The organism is Agrobacterium sp. CCNWLW155 (assembly GCF_036888815.1).
Lineage (GTDB): Bacteria > Pseudomonadota > Alphaproteobacteria > Rhizobiales > Rhizobiaceae > Agrobacterium > Agrobacterium radiobacter.
The window spans coordinates 1-18,712 of the sequence record NZ_JBAKFW010000007.1 but is presented as its reverse complement, the minus strand read 5'-3'; the positions used below and the strand labels follow the sequence as shown (position 1 = coordinate 18,712).

Here is an 18,712-nt window from a genome sequence, read left to right as displayed (position 1 = left end):
CGACATCCCGGCTAGTGGCGGCGCAAACCGTAGGTGCGCGGTAACAGCCTCTGATTTGCAGATCGCTCGAATGAACGAATTTGCACCAGAAGCTACACCCGGGCCTCGATATCCAGCACCAGCTTTTTCAGCAGCGCCGCAAGGTTCTCGCGCTCGTCCGGAGTGAGGCCCTGCAGGAAATTCAGTTCGCTTCTCATGTCCCGGCGAAACGCCTTTTCCGCCAGCTCGATGCCGGCCGGCATAAGGCACACAACGACGCTGCGCCCATCAAGCTTCGATTTTCTGCGCTCGATGAGGCCGGCCTTTTCCAACCGGTCGAGCCTGTGCGTCAGGCCGCCTGAAGAGAGCATCAGCGTCGTGTACATCTCCGTCGGCGTCAGCTGGTAGGGCGGTCCCGACCGGCGCAATGTGGCAATAACATCGAACTCGCCGCGATCGAGACCAAAGCCGGCGAATGTCTCTTCTATTGACGGTGCCAGAAGGTTGCTGAGCCGTTTGGCGCGCCCGAAGATAGCCATCGGCTCGGTATCGATATCAGGCAGTTCCCGCGCCCACTGGCCACGGAGACGATCCACATGATCTTCCCTGTCAGTTTCAATCGTCCGATCCGCCGTCGTGTCCGGCATCGCCTGCTTCATCTCATCACCCCATTACCACTCTGAAAACCATATACGGCTTTGCCTGCTCCGTGAATATATCTTTGCAAGAAGATAGATATCTTGACAGGAAGATAAATCGCACATATATCTTCTCGCGAAGATAGTTTTGTCTCAGGGAGGAGACCAGATGTTTTCCATACGCCGTCATCACGAGCCGAAGCCCGGCGAGAGCCGGACAGTGCGTTATGAAGGATGCGAATACGGAAGCGCCGTATCCATCTTTCTCGTCAATGCCGATCCGGGTCGCGGCCCTGATCTGCATGTTCACCCCTATGCCGAAACCTGGGTGGTGCGCAAAGGCGAGGCCGAGTTCACGATAGGCGATCAACGGGCGCGCGGCTCGTCGGGAGACATCGTCGTCGGGCCTGCCAATATCCCCCATCGCTTCGAAAATATCGGTACGGACCGGCTGGAGATCATCTGCATCCATCCGAGTGAGACCTTCCAGCAGACCTTCCTGTAATTCCGTTCCAACATGAGGAGAAAGACAATGGCCAGAATGATTTTCCTGAACCTGCCGGTCAAAGACCTGGCTGTTTCAACCGCCTTCTACGGGGCAATCGGCTGCGTGAAGAACGAGGAGTTCTCCAACGAAGACGCAAGTTCGATGGTGTGGTCGGACACGATTACATTCCAGCTACTGCGGCATGACTATTACAAGACCTTCACCGCCAAACCGATCGCCGATGCTCACAAAACAAACGGCATGCTGATTGCTCTTTCGCGCGACAGCCGCGAAGAGGTGGATGCCATGGTTGACGCCGCGGCAAAAGCGGGCGGACAGGCGGATGTTCGAGAGCCGCAGGATCTGGGTTTCATGTATCTCCGCACCTTCGCCGATCCCGATGGCCACGAGTTTGAACCCGCTTACATGGACTTGAGCAACGCGGGCTGACGTTATCCACAAAGGGATGATCCTCATTGATAGCGTAAAGCGTGCCTCCCGAATGGTTTTGATATCAGGAAGGCGCTTCGCACTTGACCGTGGGCTGCGAACAGCAGCCGGAAACTAAAGCACGTCCGCCCCTTCACCTAATCGCCGGTGCCCGATACGGCTGCGGCCAGCGCTCTGATCGCCGATGCGTGTGCCGGCGTTCTTGCACGGGAGAGAAGAACGATATCGGAAGGCGGCAACGAAGGCAGCCCGAGTTCCGCGCCCCTGTCGGGCAGACCACGGGCGCTAATATTGCCGAGCGGCGCGACACCCGCTCCCGCAAGAATTCCTTCATGGAGCGCCGAGCAGCTTCCGGCGGTGAACGTATCGCGCCAATCCACGCCGGCTCTTCTAAGCTCCGACACCGCAATTTCCCGGACTCCACACCCGGTTCCCAGCGACACCAGCGGGATGGCGCTGTTCGCGCGTGGCCGCCAGTCTGGAGCGGCCCGCCATCCCAGCTTGTCAGTACGCAGGATTTCGCCGTCAGAGCCACCGCCGTTGCGCCTGAAAATGACGGCGTCCGCCTGTCCGGACGCGAAATTTTCCTTCACGTGCCGGGAAAAGCCGACATTCACTTCAATCACCGCATTGGCAGGAAGTGCCGCACGCATCGCTCTTATGGCCGTCGAAAGGCGGCCCCCGATCGCATGGTCACTCGCAGCCAGGCTGAAGTGCAGCGGTGATTCATGTCCGAAGGTCAGTGCTTCCTCGTGTTTGGCGAGCAGCTCGCGCGCCTTCGGCAGAAACACCTCACCATCCTCCGTGAGCCGCAAATGACGCGGCGAACGGTCGATCAGACGCCTGCCGACACGCTGCTCCAGCATCTTCAATTTTTGGCTGACGACCGGTTGCACGGTTCCCGACGCCTCCGCCGCCTTTGTCAGGCTGCCGAGCTCGACGGAGAAAATGAACAGGCGAACGCTCTCAAGATCAATCATATGAAATCACTATGTATGGAATATCTATCCTCATCTTCTCATTATGAAGAAATTTGCGCAAGGTGTCTCGGCAACAAGGAGACAAGACCATGCCCATGATCAAAGCGCGTTACACCAAACCCCAAAACGGAAGCGACCCAAAGCTGGAAGTCGCGGCGCTGCTCTCTCGCCTCACGGCGGAAATCCTGCACAAGGACCCGGCCGTCACCGCGGTTCTCGTCGAGAGTGCCGATCCCGAGGACTGGATCATTGCCGGATCGAGTGTCGCCGACCAGAAGATCGGAAGCTTCTATGTCGAGGTTTCGATTACCGAGCACACCAACTTAAAGGATGAAACGACCGAATGGGTCCGGCGGGTCTATGACGGGATGAACGCGCTGGTAGGCCCCGTGCACGAGGCGAGCTATGTCCTGGTTCACGCTGTTGATGGCGACGCCTATGGTTATGGCGGGCAAACCCAGAACCTGCGGTGGGCGCGCAAGCACGGATAACACCGGCAACCAGATGAGGCGGGGCATGACAAAGCCAGCGGCGTGGCCCCGGATACAAGATGTCTACTCGAGGTGGAGGAGGATTACAGCTGCCCCACCTCCTCATCCGGGCGTCGAGCGAAACTGCCCGACACCCGTCATCCAAGTCTACGCTCGCGGGATCAAATCCGCGCACCGCCTGTCGCATCGATCATCTGCCCGGTCGTCCAGCGGGCATCATCCGAGGCAAGGAACGTGATGACGTCAGCAATATCGTCGGCGCGACCGATACGTGAAAAGACGGACAGGGCCTCGGCACCGGCACGGGCCTCCGGCGCTGCCAGCCATTCGGCGTTCATGTCGGTTTCAGTAACACCCGGCAGAACCGAATTGACCGTAATTCCGCGCCGGCCGAATTCCGGGGCGAGTGCCAGTGTCAATGTCTCAAGCGCACCCTTGGATGCCGCATAGGCCGGATGCGTCGGCGCCGCAATGCGCGTGAAACCGGTCGAAACATTGATAATGCGGCCATTGTCGCGGAGATGATCAGCGACAGCCTGAATAAGGAAGAATGGCGCCTTGAAGTTGATCGTCATCAACTCGTCGAACGCGGCCTCCGTTGTTTCTTTCAACGGTGTCGCCGGGGCAATGCCCGCATTGTTGACGAGAATATCGAGCGATGGCGCGCCGGTGAAAGCGATCGCGGCTTCCTTAAACTGCTCCCACAAGCTGTCGGTTGCTGCTTTCCCTGCCCGCAGATCGGCATTGAGCGCGACCGCCTTCGAACCGAGGGCCTCGATCTCGCGGATCGTTGCCTGTGCGGCATCGGGATTTGCGCCGTAATGGACGCCGATAAGACCTGCACCTTCTTTCGCAAACGCCAAGGCGGCGGCGCGGCCAATACCGCGTGAACTGCCCGTTATGAGGGCGACTTTGTTGGATAGTTTCCGGGACATGGATCACTCCGTTGCGATTTAACTAGCGATCGATATAATAAAAGCCAATCATGATCTGTCAATATTTTTATAGTGATCGATATAATAATGACTGAAACAACGCGAAAACGCGGCAGACCGCGTCTGCTCGATCGGAATGCAGGGCTCGATGTCGCAGCCCGACTGTTCTGGGAACGCGGCTATGAGGGAACCTCGATAGCGGACCTTACCCATGCGATGGGCATCACCCCGCCGTCCCTCTACGCGACCTTCGGCTCAAAGGAAGAATTATTCCGGCTGGCGCTCGATCATAGCATCGCGCAGGAAAGCCAACGCCGTTCCGAAATGCTGCAGGCGAAAATACCGGCCTACGAGGCGCTCGCCACTTATCTCTACGACATTGCCGAAGGAGACACCCAGCCGGACAAGCCGCGCGGATGCATCGTGTCTACCGCCGTTCTCCAGCATTCGGAAGAAAACGCCTCTGTCGCCCGCACAGCGGCAGCATGGCGCGAGGCGGCAATACAGATTCTCAAGACGCGGTTCGACCGCGCCGTCAGCGAAGGCGAACTGCCCGAGCAAACGGACACGGATACCCTCGCGCGCTTTTATGGCGCCATCATTCAGGGCATGTCTGCGCAGGCATGTGATGGCGCATGTACGGCAAGATTGAAGGCTCTGGTCGACGTCGCGCTGACAGCCTGGCCGGGGAAACAGGGCCGTCAGGATTGAGTCCGAAGGCTCTTGAACAGGCAGATTGAGGGCTCAGTCAGAATAGGCCGAATGGAGCTGACAGGCGACTCTCCATCAAAACTTGTTCAAGCCCCACCTGCGCTTTAGTGACAGCATTCCCTTTATGATTATTGGTCGAAGGTCTTGAGATACCTGGCCGGAGATGTACCGAGCGCTTTCTTGAACATCGTTATGAAGGCAGATACGGACTCATACCCAAGGTCGCCCGAAACCTGCTGCACTGTTGCCCCCGCTGCAAGACTTCGCAGCGCGATGATCAACTGTAACTGCTGCCGCCAACGCCCGAAAGTCAGGCCGGTCTCCCGTTGAACGAGACGGGCGAGGGAATTTTCGCTCAAAGCCACTCGTGTCGCCCATCGCGCTATCGTGCTTCGGTCAGAAGGATCGCCGACCAGTGCCGACGCGATCCGAGCAAGCCGAGGTTCATCGGTTATCGGCAGATGCAGATCCTCTATGGGCATACGCGACAAGGCCGATAGAAGCAGTGTGGTGAAGAATTCGGCATCCACCATCGCGACTTCGGACTGGTCAGCCATCTCGATGATAAGTTCCCTGACGAGCGGAGATAGGGAAAGCGTGCAGCACCGGTCCGGAAGGTCGGCGGCGCCCGGCTCAATGAACAGGAAGAACAGACGAGCATTGGCGGTCGCGATATTGCTATGCGGCATGCCCCCTGGAACCCAGACACCACAATGAGGCGGCACCATCCACATCCCGCTTGGAACGCGACAGGTGATCCCGCCTCGCAAAGCCATGACGAGTTGGCCCTTGCGATGTTGGTGCTCGGGAGCTTCGCGCTCGTTTTGCGATACGTCGATCCTGAAGGCATGCGCTCGCGCCGTGGACTCTTCGAGCTCATGGTCGAAGAGAGCTGCGGAAAGAGACATCGGAGGCTGGTTGGATTTAGTGATCATTTGAGAGGATATCTAAATTCCTCCGAGTGCCTTGTCGATAGGATCATCCGAAAAGATTTCGGAGAATGACGATGGCAATTCAAAAGCACGACCCTCACTGGTGGTCCGATATAGTACGGACTGAAATTCGATTGCCTCACAGGTGCTCTCGCAGACTTTGCATCCTGCCCGTACCGCGCAAGCGGGTCGGGTCCACGCGCATAACCTTTTTGAGGAAGCTTACACGCGCCTTCCTCTTGAAAATCCACACGTTCCTTGCCCGCCGGCCCAAAGCCACCTCGACTGTTTCGTGTGCCGACCCGGCTGAAGCCTATATGAATGCCTGCCTGGCGGCACCGCCCTTCTGCTATGTTTCACCGGCAATCTACGGTCTCACCAATGCCGACAACCAGCGAGACCTCCCCACCGGAAGCTCCCGGCCGGGAGATGAGGCGTGAACACCCGCCCGGTCGTCACCACCGCCAACGTCATTTTTTCCTTGAAGACGTTCGCAGCGGCAATGCTGGCTTATTTCATCGCCATCAACTTCGATCTGCCTCGACCGTTTTGGGCGGTAGCTACGGTCTACATCGTCGCTCATCCGCTTTCGGGCGCGATCTCCTCCAAGTCAGTCTATCGACTGCTCGGAACTCTCATCGGCGGCGGCGCGACGATCCTCATGGTTCCCACCCTCGCAAACGAGCCTATACTGCTTTCTGCCGCGATCATTGCCTGGGTCTCGGTATGCACCTTCATCAGTCTTCTCGACCGCACGCCCCGAAGCTATGTTCCGCTACTGGCCGGATATACGGTGCTTCTTGCGGGTTTGCCGCTGGTCACGGCTCCGGCAAACACGTTTGATACGGTCGTATCGCGCATTGAGGAGATCGGTCTTGCCATCACGTGCGCCTCGATCGTCAGCCATGTCGTCTTTCCTGCCCATGTGGGCAACGTTCTCGTCGGTCGGATCGACGCATGGATGGCAAAGACGCGAACGCTCCTCGCCACGACGGCAGTCGGAGAGGTAAGCGAAATCCAGAGCAGGATGGAGCGACAAGGTCTCGCGGCGGATGCTGTGGAAATGCGCTCGTTTACGACGCATCTTCAATATGACGGCTCCAGATATCGACCTGCTGTTTCGTTGACCCGATCGCTGCAGCACCGAATGGTGTCCTTGCTTCCATTACTGGCTGAACTCGAAGATTTGCGGCGCTCATTGACCAGGCTGAATACCTCCGGCGCGCAATGGGCTCTGGTTGTGATTGCACGGGTGGCTTCTCGTTCGACGAATACCCCAGAACGCCTGAAAGTCGAGATCGATGCGCTTGCTCCGTCCGATACGCTTCATTCCTGGGAAAATCTTCTCCTCGCCAACGCTTCGCGGAATCTCGTGAATATTCTTCGGATATCCGACGAGTGCCGCACTCTTCGAGAATCTCTGGAAGAAGAGAATACGGCGAGAGCGACCCGCCGCTTCACGGCACCCAAGACAATGCCAGCCCAGCATCGCGACATCGGAATGGCTTCGCTGTCGGCACTTTCAGTGGCGATCTGCCTGGCGACATCAATCTTCTTCTGGATCACAAGCGGCTGGCCAGATGGAATGACGTTTGCGCAGATATCAGGGGTCACTTGCTGCCTCCTTGCCACAATGGATGATCCGGTTCCGGCGATGCGCAAGTTTGTCCGCGTAACGATTGGCTCTGTCATCGCAGCATTCGTCTACGGTTTCGCGATCCTTCCGGCGATCGACGGTTTCGTGCCGCTCGTCGCGGCACTTGGGCTATTCCTGATCCCGGCGGGAATAAGTCTCGCGGTGCCGTCGCTGGCACTCGTCGGCATGGGATTGTGCATAAATTTTCCCCTTCTCCTCACACTCCAGTCACACCAGAGCAGTGACTTCATCACATTCTCGAACACGGGGATTGCCACCGTACTTGCCATGGTCTGGACGATTATAGTCTGCGGTATCTTCCGGTCCGTAAGGGCGGAGACGAACGCTAGAAGGCTTTTTTCCGTTACGCAGAGGCACGTTGCGAAAATCGCCGCCGGCAGACATGCAGACGCTCATGTCACGCACCATCACGTCATCGATATCGCCGGTCTGTTTGCTTCGCGAGCGGCAAAACTCCCATCGACTTCCGATGCCGCGAATGCCGATCTTATTCGGGATTTGCGCACAGGCCTTCATGTGGCGAAGATGCAGCGGCTTGCGGATGAAGCGTCCGAGCCAGTTCGTTGTAAAATGGAAGCCGTCTTCAAAGCAGTGGAAGGGCTATACGACCTGAAGTCCACCAGACGCCGTGAGTCATTGGAAAATGCCCTTGCGGTTTTGGACGAGCTTGTTCTTTCCGCTCCGGGCACTCTCACGGCGGCTGCGGAACGGGAGCTTCTGGTGCAGGTCGCCGCCCTTCGTCTTTGCCTTGTGCCGGACGCTGATCCGCCGGGCTTCTCGACGCCACCTGCAAGCGAGATGGCAGCATGACCGGGCAATTCGATCTCTATGGCGCCTTCCTGCCATCGTTCGCGGCGCTCGCCCTGTTCACCTACGGCGCCCTCCGCGCTCTTGCATCGGCTCTCTCCAAGATCGGGTTCTATCGGCTGGTATGGCATCGTTCGCTGTTCAACCTCGCACTCTACCTCACCCTTCTCGGCGTGTTTTCAATTGCTATGAGCTGGTTTCAAAGATGAAGAATGTCACACATATTTCGGGTCGTGTTCTTTTGACCCTGTCTATGGTCGCTTGTGCCGCGGTGCTGAGCATGCACCTATGGTCGTTTTACATGGAAGCGCCATGGACCCGCGACGCTCATGTCCGTGCCGACATTGTCAGGTTGGCTCCCGATGTCTCCGGCCCCGTCACGGAAGTTCTGGTGTCGGACAACGAGTGGGTGGAGAAAGGCGCAACGCTATTTCGTATCGAAACACTTCGTTTTGAGCTTGCACTGCGTGACGCGGAAGCCCAGATGCGGAGCGCCAGGGCTTCCGCGGAACTGGCAAGAACCGATTTCGAACGATATCAGTTGCTCGCTTCGAAAGAGGCTGCCAGCCTGAAGCAGCAGCAGCAGGCGGAAAGCCAGATGCATCAGGCAGACGCTTCATATCAATCAGCGCTTGCCACCCGGGATCTCGCCGCGCTCAACCTGGAGCGGACAACCGTGAAAGCGCCCGCAACTGGGGTCGTCACGAACTTCTCTCTGCGCCGCGGAAACTATGTCTCTTCGGGTAATGCCATCGGGGTGCTGGTAGAAAGAGAATCCATCTATATCGCAGGATATTTCGAAGAGACAAAGCTTCCCCGGCTCCACGTCAACGATCGGGTGAGGATCGACATCATGGGTGAGCCTGAACCTGTGATCGGGCACGTCGCAAGCATCGCGGCCGGCATCGAGGATCGGGAGCGCAGCGATTCCGCAGGTGCTCTCGCAAGTGTGGCACCAACATTCTCATGGGTTCGTCTGGCCCAGAGGATTCCGGTGCGGATATCGATCGACGAGATCCCCGATGGCGTGCAACTGATAGCGGGCCGGACTGCAACGGTTTCGATTGAACAAAAAAGGGACTAGGTCTTATCTGGCTCTATCAACGGCGTTGTGTGATCGCTAACCGGGTTTAGTCGTAAGATTCCTGGAACCTTTCGCAGCCGATTACGACTCGGTTTGCAGCAAAACAAGCCATTGGAGCCACCTATTGCCAGCCGCCTGGGAGATACCGAGAACGACGACGCCGGCCAGCGTTCCCCGGATCGGGCCGAGGCCGCCAGGAATCACTGCTTCAAAGGCAGACAGCATACGCTCGGGGCTGGTCAACGGATTGAACGTCCCCAAGCGTATGCTGCAAAAGATTGCCGCAACGGCGGAGATGGAGCGGAACTTGCAGCCGCCGTAACGAGGCTTTCGCAATAGGACACTGTTGTCCGAATGCGAATTTTCTGCGGAACAATCTGTAGATGGTGAAGTTACCCTTCTTCAGGAGGAGGACCATCTATGACCACCAAAGCCATTTTTGCCGGAGCAGCCACTGCCCTGTCGATGCTTTTTTCCACTGCCGCATTGGCACAAACCGACCTGACGATGTGGTATCATGGTGCGGGCAATGTTGAAGAACGCAAGATCCTAGCGGGCATTATCGAAGACTTCAATTCGTCTCAGTCAGACTGGCGGGTCTCGCTTCAGGAATTTCCCCAGAGCGCATATAATGAGTCCGTCACCGCCGCTGCGCTCTCCAACAAGCTGCCTGACATTTTGGATGTCGACGGCCCGAACATGCCGAACTGGGCGTGGTCCGGTTATCTGCAGCCACTGCAGATCGATGAGGCAAAGCTTGCCAATTTCCTGCCGGGCGCCGTCGGGAAGTGGGGAGACAAGCTCTATTCAGTCGGCCTGTGGGACGCAGCCGTCGCGGTCTTTGCCCGCAAATCTGTTCTCGATGAAAATGGCATTCGCATTCCAACGCTGGACCAGCCATGGAGCGGCGAAGAATTTAATGCAGCGCTCGAAAAGCTCGCGGCCAGCGGCAAGTTCGACTATGCGATCGACCTCGGCATGGCCGATAAAACCGAATGGTACAGCTATGCCTTCAGCCCGTTTCTGGAAAGCTTCGGCGGCAGTTTGATCGACAAGGAAAATTATCAAACCGCCGAGAACGTCCTTAACGGAGACAGTGCCGTCAAGTTCGGGGAGTGGTGGCAATCCCTGTTCCAGAAGAAGCTCGCGCCCGGAACTTCGCAGTCGCCTGCCGACCATGAAACCGGATTTCTGGAAGGTCGCCACGCCCTGCAATGGATGGGCAACTGGGTGGCGGTGAAGGCTCTGGAGAAATATGGGAACGATCTGCTGTTCCTGCCGGCCCCTGATTTCGGGAACGGTCCGAAGATCGGTGCGGGATCCTGGCAGTTTGGCGTGTCGGCCACCAGCAAACATCCGGAAGGCGCATCCGCCTTCATCGAATTCGCCATACAGGACAAATATCTCGCGCAGTTCTCCGATGCGATCGGCCTGATCCCGGCCACGTCTTCAGCGGCCCAGATGACGAAGAATTACAAGCAGGGCGGCCAGCTCGAGGTTTTCTTCGAGCTCTCCAAGCGTCAGGGAACATTGCGTCCGGTGACGCCAGCTTACGCCTTCATCTCGCCGGTCTTTTCCAAGGCCGTGTCCGACATTGCCAATGGCGCGGATGTGGCCGATACGCTGGACAATGCAACCGACGAGATAAACAACAACATAGAGCGCAATTCCGGTTACCAACCCAAATAGGGGCATGTGATCGATGGCGCTCTTTTCCTCAAAGGGGAAACTGACCCGGGACGGTTTCACGGGCTGGTTCATGGCTGGACCGGCCATGGTGCTGATCGGGCTGTTCCTGATCACGCCCTTTCTGCTGGGGCTCGGTTTTTCCTTCACCAACCAGCGGCTGACATCTCCCAATCCGACCGAGTTTGTCGGCGTTGAAAACTACACCCGGCTGCTGGGTATCGGCGTGCTGACGCTCGAGCCGGAAAGGGAGGCGGATGGGAGCCTCAAGCAGGGTGCGGATGGCGCCATCTCCTATCCGCGAATTCGCAATTTCACCCGCAACAATCCCGACTATCCCCATCTGGAGGGGATGCGGGAATATAAGAGCTTCACCTGGGGCGAGAACCAGATCGTCATTCTGGCGCGCGACGTTGTGTTTTTGACAGCGCTCGTCAATACGCTTTCCTTCGTGGCGGTCGTTGCGCCGGTTCAGGCAGCACTTGCGTTGTTTCTTGCCCTGTTGGTGAACCAGAAGATTCCCGGCGTCACGATTTTCCGTGCGATCTACTTCATGCCTGTGGTGCTGTCGGTGGTGGTGGTGGCCCTGCTCTGGCGGTTTATCTATGCGGCGGATAACGGTCTTCTGAACAGCCTTTTGAGTTACATGAGCTTCGGGCTGTTCCAGCCAGTCGACTGGCTGGGCAGAACCGATACCGCCCTGTGGGCCATTCTGGTGATGTCAGTCTGGCAGGGCGTCGGTTTCCACATGGTCATATGGCTTTCCGGCCTGCAAACAATCTCTCCGGATCTTTACGAGGCGGCTGATATCGAAGGAGCGAGCCGCTGGCAGAAGTTCAGCATGATAACCTGGCCGCTGCTGCGCAACACGACCGTGCTAATTATCATCGTCATTACCATGCAGGCTTTTGCCCTTTTTGCGCAGATCGATGTGATGACCAAGGGCGGACCCCGCGATTCGACGCAGAGCATCGTCTATCAGGCGGTTGAGCGGGGATACCGACAGCAGGACATCGCGGCAGGTTCGGCAATCTCGGTCGTCCTGTTCCTGCTTGTCCTGTGCATATCGCTCACCCAGCGATACCTGACAAGGGAGAAGCAATGATGCAGGCCGGACAACGCAAAAGCCTCGCTTTTCTCATCGGCAACTATGTACTCATGCTGGCTTTCGCGGCGATCTTCATTTTGCCCCTGCTGTTCATGGGCTTCTCGTCGCTGAAACCGAACGACCAGCTGCTCAGTGATGCCACGTCGATACGAGCCTTCCTGCCGGTGGGAGACCTTTCGCTCGAAAACTACACTGCGGCTTTTGCCCGAGCGCCGATTGCGACCTTCATATTCAACTCGGTGCTGGTAACGGGCGTTACCGTCTTTCTCGCCCTGCTGCTTGGCTCACTTGCCGCCTTCGCTTTCACCTTTTTGAACTGGCGTGGAAAGGATGTGCTCTTCTCGGTCATCCTCGCCACCCTCATCATTCCCTTTGAAACCATTGCCGTGCCGCTGCTGCTTGAAGTCAACAATCTGCCATGGATCGGCAGCAATGGGTTTACCTGGGGATGGCTCAATTCCTGGCATGTGCAGATCATTCCATGGATCGCAGACGGGCTGACGATTTTCCTCTTCGTGCAATATTTCAAGGATCTGCCGAAGGAGTTGCTGGAGGCGGCGCGCATCGACGGGGCCGGCTGGCTGCGGATTTACGCGCAGGTGGTGATGCCGCTCAGCGGCCCGGTCATCGCAACGGCTGCGATCCTGAAGTTTCTCGTCATGTACAGCCAGCAATATCTATGGCCGCTTCTCGTCACCCAGTCCGAGGCCTACAGGCCGGTGATGGTGGGGCTGCAATATTTCTTCCAGCTCAACACACCCTGGGGTGAGGTGATGGCTTATCTCACCATCATCACGCTGCCGGTGCTGATCTTTTATCTCTGCCTGCAGAGGCTGTTCATCTCCAGTATCGCGGCGAGCGGGATAAAGGGATAATGCATCGGCAAGGTCGCGGCACGAACCTTTCGGGCGCCAAAGGCCGGCATCTTCGCGACAGCCTGCCGCCGGATGAGTTCCCACCAAAGTTTTCTACAAGAAACTCTCGGGTCAAGCTCGGGAGGCTGGGTACGTCAACCCAAGTGAAACGCGAGGTTTCGCCAGAACTCACAATTTATTGTGGTTGCGTTATTGTGGTTGCGCTTTGAAGCAATTTGGCCTTGTTTGTGGACTTAAAATATTCACGGGGAAAGAAAACAATGTCGATAACAACAACAGCGCGCGTCACTCTGCTGGTAGGATCGCTTCTGATCGGTGCCAGTTCCGCACTTGCAGAAACAGTTCTGCACCGTGGTAATGCTGGGGAACCACAGACGCTCGATCAGGCACAAACCTCGATCAACATCGAAGCCTTTATCCTGAAAGACCTTTATGAAGGTCTCACCATTTACGATGCTGCCGGCAAGATCATTCCCGGTACGGCGGAAAGCTGGACGCTGTCTGAGGATGGCACAGTCTACACGTTCAAGCTGCGCGCGGATGCGAAGTGGTCAGATGGTACTCCGGTAACGGCTGGAGATTTCGTTTTCTCCTACCAGCGCGTCGAGGACCCGAAGACCGCCGCAAAATATGCGAATATTCTCTACCCGATCAAGAACGCCGAAAAGATCAACAAGGGCGAAACGCCGGTTGAGCAGCTCGGCGTGAAGGCGGTGGATGACAAGACCCTTGAGATCACACTCGAGCGCCCGACACCCTTCTTCGTTGAACTACTTGCCCATCAGGCGGCTCTGCCCATCTCAAAGGCGAGCTACGAAAAGAACGGCGCGAACTTCGTAAAGCCTGGTGTCATGGTCTCGAACGGTGCATACAAGCTCGAAGCGCATGTCCCGAATGACAGCCTGACGGTCGTCAAGAACACCAGTTTCTGGGACGCAGCAAACACCAAGATCGATAAGGTCATCTTCTACCCGGTGGATGACCAGGCCGCATCCGTTCGCCGTTTCGAAGCGAAGGAAATGGACCTCGCCTACAATTTTTCCGCAGATCAGATCGACCGTCTGCGCAAGGCCTATGGTGAACAGGTTCACGTTTCGCCGACGCTTGCGACCTATTACTACACCTTCGATACCCGCGAAGCGCCCTATAACGACGTCCGGGTCCGCCGAGCCCTGTCGATGGCGGTGGACCGCGATTTCCTCGCCAAGGAAATCTACAGCGGCTCTCAGGTTCCGGCCTACTCGATGGTTCCCCCCGGTATGGCTTCCTACGGCGAGCCAGCCAAGGCCGACTTTGCGACGCTGTCCCAGCTTGATCGCGAAGACGAAGCCCTAAAACTCATGAAGGAAGCCGGCTACGGTGAGGGCGGCAAGCCTCTTTCCGTCGAAATCCGCTACAACACCAACCCGAACCATGAGCGTGTTGCCACCGCTATTGCAGATATGTGGAAGAACACCTTTGGCGCAAAGGTGTCGCTGGTGAACCTCGACGTCGCCTCACACTATGGCTACCTGCAGGAAGGCGGCAAATTCAATGTCGCGCGTGCTGGCTGGGTTGCCGACTATGCGGATGCGGAAAACTTCCTCGCGCTTTCCATATCCTCCAACAAGACCTTCAACTACGCCAAGTTCAACAACGCCGAATATGATGCGTTGATGAAGAAATCCTATGACGAAAAGGATCCGGCAGCGCGCTCCAAGCTGCTGCATGAGGCAGAAACGATCCTCATGAAGGAACAGCCGGTTGCGCCGCTTCTGACGCAGGCAGACCTCTGGCTGGTTTCCAACCGCGTCAAGGGTTGGGTCGACAATGCTGCCAACGAACACCTCAGCCGCTTCCTGAGCGTTTCCGAATAAGCAGCACTGGCACGGTGGCCGAAACCACCGTGCCATGCCGGAGCCCGAAAAACCATGATCTCGTTTATTCTGCGCCGTTTGGCGAGCGCCGTGCCGACGTTGTTTATCGTCGTCACGATTTCGTTTTTCCTGATGCGTTTCGCACCGGGTGGTCCGTTCAATCTTGAGCGTCCCCTGCCGCCGCAGACGATGGAAAACCTGATGAGAACCTATCATCTGGATGAACCATTGTGGCGCCAGTATCTCATCTATCTCGGCAATGCCGTCACCGGCGATTTCGGTCCGAGCTACATCTACAAGGACAACACCGTCGCCCAGTTGATCGGCAAGGGCCTGCCCTATTCGCTGGAACTCGGCAGCTATGCTCTTCTATTGGCGCTGGTGGGCGGCGTTCTTGCCGGCACCTTCGCCGCGCTCAAGCAGAACAGCGCCTTCGATTTCTCGATCATGTCGATTTCGACAGTCGGCGTCACCGTGCCGAACTTCGTTGTCGCACCGGTTCTGACGCTGATCTTCGCCGTCATGCTCGGGCTTCTGCCGGCAGGCAGCTGGGGCGACGGATCGCTGCGATATCTCATTCTTCCAATGATCGCGCTCGCTTTGCCGCAGCTTGCGGTTATCGCGCGCCTGACGCGCGGTGCCATGATCGAGGCTCTGCGGATGGACCATATCCGCACCGCCAAGGCTTATGGTCTTCCAGCGCGCAGCGTGGTGGTGTTCCATGCCATGCGCGCGGCAATGCTGCCGGTCGTTTCCTATCTCGCGCCCTGTGCCGCAGCCCTGCTTACCGGTTCGGCGGTCGTCGAGACGATCTTCACGATCCCCGGCGTCGGCCGTTACTTCGTTCTTGGCGCCATCAATCGTGACTATACGCTGGTGATGGGAACCGTCGTTCTCGTCGCCATTTTTGTCATCGTGTTCAATCTCGTGGTCGATATTCTCTACGGCCTGCTCGATCCGAGGGTCAGACATGACTGATATCTCCGGCAATATTGCCCCTCAACCATCGGTGAAAAGCCGAAGCCTGTTCCAGCTGGCAGCCCTGCGTTTCAAACGAAACAAGGCGGCCATGGCTGGCTCCATCATGCTCGTGCTGATTACGCTTTTCTCATTTATCGGTCCGAATTTCCTTACGCACACCTATGATCAGGTGTTTTCGTCCTATGTCTCCGTGGCGCCAAGCCTTGAGCCACGCCCGGATGTGAACAACCTTCAGGGCGTGATGGAGGGCGTCGCAGGCCGCGCGCGCGTGGAACTGAAGGAATTTTCCGTGGAGGGGCAGACCTTCACGGCAACCATCACCTCCAGTAGCCCGATCGACCCGCGCGCGACACGTTATTTCGACCGCGCCAACGAATTCGAAAATACGAAGGTCGTCGCCACCGAAGATGAAGGCCGGACGCTGAAGCTGGAAGGCGAGGTAAACCGCGAATACTTCTTCTTCGGTACGGATTCGAACGGTCGCGACATGCTGGCTCGCGTGATGCTGGGTGGGCAGATCTCGATCACCGTCGGCGTTCTCGCCAGTCTCGTTTCGCTTGGGATCGGCGTCGTTTACGGCGCGACTGCGGGGTATATCGGGGGGCGTGTCGACAATGTGATGATGCGTTTCGTCGAAATCCTCTATTCGCTGCCCTTCGTCTTTCTGGTGGTCGTTCTGGTGGTCTTTTTCGGCCGCAGCTTTATCCTGATCTTCCTGGTCATCGGTGCCGTGGAATGGCTGGATATGGCACGTATCGTGCGTGGCCAGACGCTTGCCTTGAAACGGCGGGAATTTGTGAGTGCTGCCCAAGCCCTGGGTTTGAGCGACTGGCAGATCATCCGCCGCCACATCATTCCCAATACGATCGGGCCCGTCGTCGTCTTCGTCACCGTTGTCGTGCCCAAGGTCATTCTTCTGGAAAGCTTCCTCTCCTTCCTCGGTCTTGGCGTGCAGGCGCCGTTGACGAGCTGGGGCGCGCTGATTTCCGAAGGTGCCAACAATATCCAATCGGCACCATGGCTCCTGATATTTCCGGCGATCTTCTTCGTGCTGACCCTGTTTTCGCTCAATTTCGTGGGCGATGGGTTGCGTGATGCGCTCGATCCCAAGGATCGTTGATATGACCAAGACATCTGAAACCATCCTCACCGTCCGCGATCTCAAGGTCGATTTCACCACGCCTGATGGCACGGTGAATGCCGTTAAAGGCATCGATCTTGACGTCAAACCGGGGGAAACGCTCGCCGTTGTCGGCGAATCCGGTTCCGGCAAAAGCCAGACCATGATGGGCATCATGGGGCTGCTTGCATCCAACGGCGTTATTGAGGGCTCGGCAAAATATCGCGGGCGCGAGCTGATCGGTCTGCCGGTCAGCAAACTGAACGACATCCGCGGCGCGAAAATCACCATGATTTTCCAGGAGCCGATGACCTCGCTCGATCCCCTCTACAGGATAGGCGCGCAAATCGCCGAACCGATCATCCACCACAAAGGTGGCAGCAAAAGACAAGCGCGTGCACGCGTTCTCGAACTCCTGAAGCTCGTGGGAATTCCTGATCCGGAGCGACGCATAGACAGCTACCCGCACGAACTCTCCGGCGGCCAGCGCCAGCGAGTCATGATTGCCATGGCTCTCGCAAATGAACCGGACATTCTGATTGCAGATGAGCCGACGACTGCGCTTGATGTAACGATCCAGGCGCAGATTCTCGACCTTCTGAAGTCGTTGCAGCAACGCTTCGGCATGGCCATAGTCCTGATCACGCATGATCTCGGCGTTGTCCGCCACTTTGCCGATCGCGTCGCCGTTATGCGCCGCGGCGAGATTGTCGAGACCGGCACGACGGAGGATATCTTCGATCGTCCGCAGGCGGAATACACCAGGATGCTTCTTGACGCAGAACCCAGCGGGCACAAGCCTGCAGTCGGTAAAGAGGCGCCGATCGTTCTTTCCGGCCAGAACGTGACAGTCGATTATAAAATCCCCGGCGGCTTCCTGTCGAAGCCGAGCAGGTTTCGGGCCGTCGATGACGTCAATCTCAGCCTTCACCAGGGACAGACCATCGGCATCGTCGGTGAATCGGGATCGGGCAAGTCCACGCTCGGTCGCGCGCTTTTGCGTCTTGCCCATGCAAATGGCCGCATTTTCTTTGGCGCGACGGAAATCAGCAGCCTCGACCGAAAGGCCATGCGGCCTTTGCGACGGCATCTACAGCTGGTGTTCCAGGATCCCTATGGCTCTCTCTCGCCGAGACAGACTGTCGGAGAAATAATCACCGAAGGTCTGTTCGTGCATGAGCAGCAACTCAGCCGGGCGGAGCGTGACAAACGCGCAATCGAAGCGCTGAAAGAAGTCGGTCTCGATCCCGCCGCCCGCAACCGTTACCCTCACGAGTTTTCAGGCGGACAACGTCAGCGTATCGCAATTGCCCGCGCGATCATCCTTAAGCCTGATGTCGTCATTCTCGACGAACCTACATCGGCGCTGGACCGATCCGTTCAGGGCCAGGTTATCGACCTGCTGCGCGATTTGCAAAAAACGCACGGCCTTTCTTACATCTTCATCAGCCACGACCTTTCTGTCGTCAAAGCCATTTCGGATTACGTCATCGTCATGAGAAACGGGAAGATTGTGGAGGAGGGAGAAACGGACGACATATTCAACAGGCCGACGGCGGAATATACCGAAACACTCATCAAATCCGCGTTCTCGGCGGGAGTCGCACGGTAGATTAGCGCCCGACAGCGCCGGACTACCCGTCTTGGCAAGGCACAGGACGATCACGTCCGCGCTGTTCTTCCGGGTCTCGGTCTATCCCTGCGATCCTGCAAATCCAGCTTCTGTATAATCTCAGGCATTGAGAGGTTGGAGATTTGGCGACCATTGCGGTCTGGCGGAATATCGTAATTTCCGCGGTCCAGAAACGCCAAAAAGGGCTCGGAGTTGTCTCGGAGCCCTTTGATATGTTTGGTGGGGTTTGGTTGCGGGGGCAGGATTTGAACCTGCGGCCTTCAGGTTATGAGCCTGACGAGCTACCGGGCTGCTCCACCCCG

At 57.4% G+C, this 18,712-nt stretch carries 19 protein-coding genes; 15 read left to right on the top strand and 4 right to left on the bottom strand.

The features are described 5' to 3' along the window. Nucleotides 1–92: 92 nt before the first annotated feature. On the bottom strand, nucleotides 93–638 hold the full coding sequence (locus V6S97_RS19735; RefSeq protein WP_060723751.1) for a MarR family winged helix-turn-helix transcriptional regulator: 546 nt from the start codon (nucleotides 636–638) through the stop codon (nucleotides 93–95). 148 nt (nucleotides 639–786) lie between these two features. On the opposite strand from V6S97_RS19735, the gene V6S97_RS19730 reads away from it, so the two are divergent. Both V6S97_RS19730 and V6S97_RS19725 read left to right on the top strand, forming a co-directional pair. Beyond that, nucleotides 787–1,122: a cupin domain-containing protein gene (locus V6S97_RS19730; protein WP_003510203.1), complete on the top strand. Its 336-nt coding sequence runs from the start codon at nucleotides 787–789 to the stop codon at nucleotides 1,120–1,122. A gap of 27 nt (nucleotides 1,123–1,149) precedes the next feature. Further along, the gene (locus V6S97_RS19725; protein ID WP_307008713.1) at nucleotides 1,150–1,554 is read left to right on the top strand and encodes a VOC family protein; all 405 of its coding nucleotides are present in this window, start codon (nucleotides 1,150–1,152) and stop codon (nucleotides 1,552–1,554) included. Between the two features lie 137 nt (nucleotides 1,555–1,691). Here V6S97_RS19725 and V6S97_RS19720 read toward each other — a convergent pair whose 3' ends face one another. Further along, nucleotides 1,692–2,534 carry a LysR family transcriptional regulator gene (locus V6S97_RS19720; protein WP_112356968.1) on the bottom strand — a complete coding sequence of 281 codons (843 nt, stop codon included), beginning with the start codon at nucleotides 2,532–2,534 and terminating at the stop codon, nucleotides 1,692–1,694. A gap of 89 nt (nucleotides 2,535–2,623) precedes the next feature. Between V6S97_RS19720 and V6S97_RS19715 the strand changes: the two genes are divergently transcribed. Further along, complete coding sequence (locus V6S97_RS19715; RefSeq protein WP_112356967.1) at nucleotides 2,624–3,025, top strand: tautomerase family protein; 402 nt, start codon at nucleotides 2,624–2,626, stop codon at nucleotides 3,023–3,025. 161 nt (nucleotides 3,026–3,186) lie between these two features. Here the strand turns inward: V6S97_RS19715 and V6S97_RS19710 are convergent, their stop codons facing one another. Continuing rightward, the gene (locus V6S97_RS19710; protein WP_003510207.1) at nucleotides 3,187–3,960 is read right to left on the bottom strand and encodes an SDR family NAD(P)-dependent oxidoreductase; all 774 of its coding nucleotides are present in this window, start codon (nucleotides 3,958–3,960) and stop codon (nucleotides 3,187–3,189) included. A gap of 87 nt (nucleotides 3,961–4,047) precedes the next feature. Between V6S97_RS19710 and V6S97_RS19705 the strand changes: the two genes are divergently transcribed. Next, a complete protein-coding gene (locus V6S97_RS19705; protein ID WP_111792746.1) occupies nucleotides 4,048–4,671 on the top strand; it encodes a TetR/AcrR family transcriptional regulator in 624 nt (207 codons plus the stop codon). 128 nt (nucleotides 4,672–4,799) lie between these two features. On the opposite strand, the gene V6S97_RS19700 is transcribed toward V6S97_RS19705, so the two are convergent. Next, complete coding sequence (locus V6S97_RS19700; RefSeq protein ID WP_162690425.1) at nucleotides 4,800–5,606, bottom strand: AraC family transcriptional regulator; 807 nt, start codon at nucleotides 5,604–5,606, stop codon at nucleotides 4,800–4,802. Nucleotides 5,607–5,815: 209 nt separating this feature from the next. On the opposite strand from V6S97_RS19700, the gene V6S97_RS19695 reads away from it, so the two are divergent. The 11 genes from V6S97_RS19695 to V6S97_RS19645 all read left to right on the top strand — a co-directional run bounded on the left by V6S97_RS19695 (nucleotide 5,816) and on the right by V6S97_RS19645 (nucleotide 18,389). Further along, complete coding sequence (locus V6S97_RS19695; RefSeq protein ID WP_334427660.1) at nucleotides 5,816–6,043, top strand: hypothetical protein; 228 nt, start codon at nucleotides 5,816–5,818, stop codon at nucleotides 6,041–6,043. Beyond that, nucleotides 6,040–8,070 carry an FUSC family protein gene (locus V6S97_RS19690; protein ID WP_334427659.1) on the top strand — a complete coding sequence of 677 codons (2,031 nt, stop codon included), beginning with the start codon at nucleotides 6,040–6,042 and terminating at the stop codon, nucleotides 8,068–8,070. Before V6S97_RS19695 ends, V6S97_RS19690 begins: the two co-directional genes overlap by 4 nt. After that, entirely contained in the window at nucleotides 8,067–8,276 is a 210-nt protein-coding gene (locus tag V6S97_RS19685; protein ID WP_111792749.1) for a DUF1656 domain-containing protein, read from the top strand. Before V6S97_RS19690 ends, V6S97_RS19685 begins: the two co-directional genes overlap by 4 nt. Further along, nucleotides 8,273–9,151: an efflux RND transporter periplasmic adaptor subunit gene (locus tag V6S97_RS19680; protein WP_111792750.1), complete on the top strand. Its 879-nt coding sequence runs from the start codon at nucleotides 8,273–8,275 to the stop codon at nucleotides 9,149–9,151. Before V6S97_RS19685 ends, V6S97_RS19680 begins: the two co-directional genes overlap by 4 nt. A gap of 420 nt (nucleotides 9,152–9,571) precedes the next feature. Beyond that, nucleotides 9,572–10,840: a sugar ABC transporter substrate-binding protein gene (locus V6S97_RS19675; protein ID WP_112356965.1), complete on the top strand. Its 1,269-nt coding sequence runs from the start codon at nucleotides 9,572–9,574 to the stop codon at nucleotides 10,838–10,840. A 13-nt stretch (nucleotides 10,841–10,853) separates the two neighbouring features. After that, nucleotides 10,854–11,942, top strand: a complete 1,089-nt coding sequence (locus V6S97_RS19670) for a carbohydrate ABC transporter permease (protein WP_112346584.1) — start codon at nucleotides 10,854–10,856, stop codon at nucleotides 11,940–11,942. Beyond that, entirely contained in the window at nucleotides 11,942–12,820 is an 879-nt protein-coding gene (locus V6S97_RS19665) for a carbohydrate ABC transporter permease (protein ID WP_003510216.1), read from the top strand. Before V6S97_RS19670 ends, V6S97_RS19665 begins: the two co-directional genes overlap by 1 nt. 260 nt (nucleotides 12,821–13,080) lie before the next feature. After that, nucleotides 13,081–14,676 (top strand): peptide ABC transporter substrate-binding protein, encoded by a 1,596-nt coding sequence (locus tag V6S97_RS19660; RefSeq protein ID WP_112356964.1) that lies wholly within the window; start codon nucleotides 13,081–13,083, stop codon nucleotides 14,674–14,676. A 54-nt stretch (nucleotides 14,677–14,730) separates the two neighbouring features. Beyond that, nucleotides 14,731–15,654, top strand: coding sequence for an oligopeptide ABC transporter permease OppB (gene oppB / locus V6S97_RS19655; protein ID WP_003510218.1), 924 nt, complete (start codon nucleotides 14,731–14,733; stop codon nucleotides 15,652–15,654). After that, nucleotides 15,647–16,777: an ABC transporter permease gene (locus V6S97_RS19650; RefSeq protein ID WP_003510220.1), complete on the top strand. Its 1,131-nt coding sequence runs from the start codon at nucleotides 15,647–15,649 to the stop codon at nucleotides 16,775–16,777. The genes oppB and V6S97_RS19650 overlap by 8 nt, the downstream gene beginning before the upstream one ends. Nucleotide 16,778: 1 nt before the next feature. Beyond that, nucleotides 16,779–18,389, top strand: coding sequence for an ABC transporter ATP-binding protein (locus V6S97_RS19645; protein WP_162697146.1), 1,611 nt, complete (start codon nucleotides 16,779–16,781; stop codon nucleotides 18,387–18,389). The last annotated feature ends 323 nt before the right edge of the window (nucleotides 18,390–18,712 follow it).

What these genes read in the sequence shown, in the direction of transcription:
- V6S97_RS19710 (WP_003510207.1), bottom strand. Translation starts at nt 3,960, where the DNA reads ATGTCCCGGAAACTATCCAACAAAGTCGCCCTCATAACGGGCAGTTCA.
- V6S97_RS19715 (WP_112356967.1), top strand. Translation starts at nt 2,624, where the DNA reads ATGCCCATGATCAAAGCGCGTTACACCAAACCCCAAAACGGAAGCGAC.
- V6S97_RS19735 (WP_060723751.1), bottom strand. Translation starts at nt 638, where the DNA reads ATGAAGCAGGCGATGCCGGACACGACGGCGGATCGGACGATTGAAACT.
- oppB (WP_003510218.1), top strand. Translation starts at nt 14,731, where the DNA reads ATGATCTCGTTTATTCTGCGCCGTTTGGCGAGCGCCGTGCCGACGTTG.
- V6S97_RS19670 (WP_112346584.1), top strand. Translation starts at nt 10,854, where the DNA reads ATGGCGCTCTTTTCCTCAAAGGGGAAACTGACCCGGGACGGTTTCACG.
- V6S97_RS19685 (WP_111792749.1), top strand. Translation starts at nt 8,067, where the DNA reads ATGACCGGGCAATTCGATCTCTATGGCGCCTTCCTGCCATCGTTCGCG.
- V6S97_RS19705 (WP_111792746.1), top strand. Translation starts at nt 4,048, where the DNA reads ATGACTGAAACAACGCGAAAACGCGGCAGACCGCGTCTGCTCGATCGG.
- V6S97_RS19675 (WP_112356965.1), top strand. Translation starts at nt 9,572, where the DNA reads ATGACCACCAAAGCCATTTTTGCCGGAGCAGCCACTGCCCTGTCGATG.
- V6S97_RS19730 (WP_003510203.1), top strand. Translation starts at nt 787, where the DNA reads ATGTTTTCCATACGCCGTCATCACGAGCCGAAGCCCGGCGAGAGCCGG.
- V6S97_RS19725 (WP_307008713.1), top strand. Translation starts at nt 1,150, where the DNA reads ATGGCCAGAATGATTTTCCTGAACCTGCCGGTCAAAGACCTGGCTGTT.
- V6S97_RS19665 (WP_003510216.1), top strand. Translation starts at nt 11,942, where the DNA reads ATGCAGGCCGGACAACGCAAAAGCCTCGCTTTTCTCATCGGCAACTAT.
- V6S97_RS19650 (WP_003510220.1), top strand. Translation starts at nt 15,647, where the DNA reads ATGACTGATATCTCCGGCAATATTGCCCCTCAACCATCGGTGAAAAGC.
- V6S97_RS19660 (WP_112356964.1), top strand. Translation starts at nt 13,081, where the DNA reads ATGTCGATAACAACAACAGCGCGCGTCACTCTGCTGGTAGGATCGCTT.
- V6S97_RS19700 (WP_162690425.1), bottom strand. Translation starts at nt 5,606, where the DNA reads ATGATCACTAAATCCAACCAGCCTCCGATGTCTCTTTCCGCAGCTCTC.
- V6S97_RS19720 (WP_112356968.1), bottom strand. Translation starts at nt 2,534, where the DNA reads ATGATTGATCTTGAGAGCGTTCGCCTGTTCATTTTCTCCGTCGAGCTC.
- V6S97_RS19645 (WP_162697146.1), top strand. Translation starts at nt 16,779, where the DNA reads ATGACCAAGACATCTGAAACCATCCTCACCGTCCGCGATCTCAAGGTC.
- V6S97_RS19680 (WP_111792750.1), top strand. Translation starts at nt 8,273, where the DNA reads ATGAAGAATGTCACACATATTTCGGGTCGTGTTCTTTTGACCCTGTCT.